At 70.8% G+C, this 3,341-nt stretch carries 2 protein-coding genes; one reads left to right on the top strand and one right to left on the bottom strand.

Annotation, left to right across the window (positions count from 1 at the left end; translation table 11 throughout):
• Positions 1–100: 100 nt before the first annotated feature.
• A complete protein-coding gene (locus ACFU7Y_RS42060) occupies positions 101–2,092 on the bottom strand; it encodes a hypothetical protein (RefSeq protein ID WP_380771708.1) in 1,992 nt (663 codons plus the stop codon).
• Between the two features lie 399 nt (positions 2,093–2,491).
• Between ACFU7Y_RS42060 and ACFU7Y_RS42055 the strand changes: the two genes are divergently transcribed.
• On the top strand, positions 2,492–3,259 hold the full coding sequence (locus ACFU7Y_RS42055) for a hypothetical protein (RefSeq protein WP_380771706.1): 768 nt from the start codon (positions 2,492–2,494) through the stop codon (positions 3,257–3,259).
• Positions 3,260–3,341 lie beyond the last annotated feature (82 nt).

The following is a 3,341-nucleotide window of genomic DNA, read 5'->3' as shown; positions in this document are numbered from 1 at the left end:
GGTTGCGGGGTGGGCCAGCGGCGTTCTGCGGTGGGTCAGCGGCGTGACTGGGCAGGTTGGCTCTGTTCACTGGAACGCGTTCTGGTGAACAGAGCCAGGGTCACTTCTCGCTCTGCACCGTGACGTTCTGGTGCTGGCTGGGGGCCCTGCGAACGCCGAGTCCCTGAAGGGCGAGAATCGAGGCGATGCCCCATCCCAGGATTGCGAGGCCGGTGGCGACCTGCTTCGCCTGCCCCTGGGTGCCCCACCAGACCATCGCGGCAGTCGCGGCTCCCCAGAGTGTCCAGGTAAGCCGGGCGCCGAAGGTGCCGGTCAGAAACGAGACGGCCAACAGCCCGACGCCAGCGGCAAGCCAGATCTGTCGGACAGCTGTTGCCGAGATAGGCAGGCCCTCTGTGTGTGCGGCCAGGTAGGCGCGGACCGGGGTGTCCACTGCGGTCGCCATGCCACCTAGGTCCGCCTTGTACGGGTGAAGCGGTGGGAGGGCGGAGGCGACGCTGCCGACGGTGGCGAACAGCAGCAGGCCGATCATGGCCCACACTGCGATCTTGATCCATGGGGCTGCCTGGGTGAAGCCGCTGGCAAAGGCTGCGCCGAGTTCGCTGCGGCGGGCCTCGATCCACTGCGGATCGGCCAGGACAACCGGTAGGCGGCGGGGCGCGGCCGGGCCGCGCTCGTGGCGTGGGGTCTGCAGGTTGGCCGCGAGCCGGCCAAGGGCCTCTTGGACCAGGAGGGTGACCTCACGGTCGCCGCCTACGATCGTGTACCCGGCGCATGCCGCCGCCGCGGGGATCAGCGGCAGCAGCCACCAGGAGCTCCAGCGGGTGACGGCGAGCACGACCAGCAGGGAGAGGCTGGCAGTCAGCGCGGCAATCAGGCCACGCAGTGCTCGGCGGGCGAGGTCCTGGGCACTGATCGGGATGGGCTGTGCGAGCGGCTGTGCGTGGAGCAGAGCCTGTACGGCGGGCCACAGGCGCACGGCGGGTCCAGCCGGGTCACAGGTCACCACGAGGCCGACAATGATGAGGAGCGTGAGCGGGGCAGTCCAGAAGGTCGCCTCGGCCTCGCTGGCGAGCTGGTAGGCAACGGCCCCGGAGACGGCGAGCGAGCAGCCCAGAGCACGGGCGAGGACGCGCGAGCTGGTCCGCCATCGCTCGACCGGGCCGATCACGGGTCGACGGCCTGGCTGGCCGAGGCCCCACTCGTCGCGCGCCTGGTCACGGGTCGCCTGCCCCTCGTCCAGGAAGCTCTGGGCGGTTTGGAGCATCCGTTCGACATCGGTCTGGAAGAACGCATCCCGCAGGTCGTCGGGCAGGCTGTGCAGGCCAGGGGGCAGTGCCGGGATCGCGGCGGCGCGCTGACGCATGAGGGCGAGCTGTTCTTCGAGTTCGTTGCTGTGCTGCCACAAGCGCTGGGCGAGAAGTTCGGCCTCGTCCCGGCTGGCGCGGGCGCGTTCCAGCTCGCTCTGTGCGGCGTGCAGTTGCGCGGTGAGTTCGGCCAGGCTCTGCTCGGCCTCCGGGTCGGGAATGCCCGCAACCTCTTCGACTTGCCGTTGCAAGTCGGCGGTGAGCCCGCTCAGGGCCACCACCATCTGCTGGTACTGGTCGCGTTCCTCGGTCAAGCGCTGGTTGCGGTCGTGTGCCACGGCGAGCTGCTGCTGGGCCTGGGCGGCCTGGTCCTGGGCTGTGGCGGCCACGCTCACCAGGCCGGCCTGCACTGCCGCGACGTCCGCGGCCGGTGCCTCGGTGTCGGAGGCAGCCTGAGCGGGGATCGCCTGCTGGGTGGGCAGCTGCACGGGCGGCGGGTTCTTGGCCAGGTTGAGCAGACGCAGGGCCTTCCGAAGGTTGAGTTCTCGTTCGCGTACGGGCGACAGCGCGACGACGGTCCTCTCGACGAACGACTCGGAGGGGAGCTTTCTGCCGCTGATGTACTCCTGCACGGTGCTCTTGCTGTAGTTGGTCGGGACTTCCAGGTCCTCCAACGTCTGCCCGGCGTTGTCCAGCAGACCCCGCAGGAACTCTGTCAGCTGCCTCCCCGCCTCCGTCTCGGCCCGTACCGCCCCCCAGCCCCGCCCGGCCTTGCGCTGCGCCATCGCCTCTCCCCCTGCACGTTCCGATACGGACTGATCGGCGGACAAGCCTACGGAATGTGAACCGCCCGTGGCAGAGCGCACGCGTACTTGTCCGGGCGAGGGCCGGTTATCCGGCCATGTCCGGAGTTCACCTGCGAGAACGCCGCCAGCGCGAGACGGACAACCCGGACCGGGCGATGTTTCTCGCAGACCCCCTCACCGCTCCGACGCCCGGAACTGGAGTCCCGCTTGCGCCGTCCCGCCGCCCCCGCCCACCGTCTCCCGATCCAGCCCGCCCAACTCCACGCCCACCCCCGAACCGACCGCGGAAGTCAGGACGTCCACGGCCGTGTTCCCGGCCAGGGACGAAGCTCGGCCCACCGTGCTCTGAGTGCCCTCGCCGGAGCCGGGCTCGGCCAGGTGCCGGCACACGACCCCGCACGCTCGCGCCAAGGCGACATCGCGCTGGACGCCTCGACCGGGCAGTTCATCGACCTCGGCCGTTTCCCAGAGGGGGCCTGGGTCCTGCCCCGCGGCCTGGCAGGCGGAAGGTACCGATGCCTGGCCTGCGGACACCCGGTCCAGCTCTGCGGACCGCGCAGCACCCAAACCGAGTTCACCGCCCGGTTCCGCCACACCCGCCAGGAAACCGACCGCTGCCCCGCCTCCACCGACCACCAGGCCAGGGTCCGAGCCGCCGTCGCGGCCCTGCGCATGCTCAACGACTTCCTACTCGCTGCGCCAACGCACCACGCCCTGGCCCTCGCCGAGCAGGGGCCAGCTCTCCAGGCCATCGAGAACAGCACCACCGCGGCCAAGCACCAGCCAGCACAGAACCGCATCCGCGGGTGCACCACCGCCGGCCAACCGAACCCGGCACACGGCGCCAGGGCCCAGCACCGCCGCCCTGCCCGCCGGCCACACCCTGAACCGAGCACCCCGGACCTGACCCCGCGACACCGGAACCCCCTCGTCATCACAGCCGACCAGTGCCCCAGCCAGCTCGCCCTGCCCTTCGACACGGACCCGCAGCCCACCCCCGCCATCACGGTCGTTCCCGGCACCGTGATCCAGCCGACCACCACCGCATCCACCAGGTCAACCACGTCCGCTACCCACCCCGGGCTCCGCCTCCGGTGGCGCCGCCTGTGGCACTGGACCGCGCGCCTGTTGTTCCGCCACAACTGACCACTCAACACCGACGGGGCCGGTGATCGAGGCTGCTGCGACCTTCGGAGAGCGTCGGAAGGCTGCCACCCTGCGGGTGGCC

Origin of the sequence: Kitasatospora sp. NPDC057542 (assembly GCF_042801945.1) — a bacterium.
In the GTDB taxonomy this organism is placed as follows: domain Bacteria; phylum Actinomycetota; class Actinomycetes; order Streptomycetales; family Streptomycetaceae; genus Kitasatospora.
This window is presented reverse-complemented; position numbering and strand designations above follow the sequence as displayed.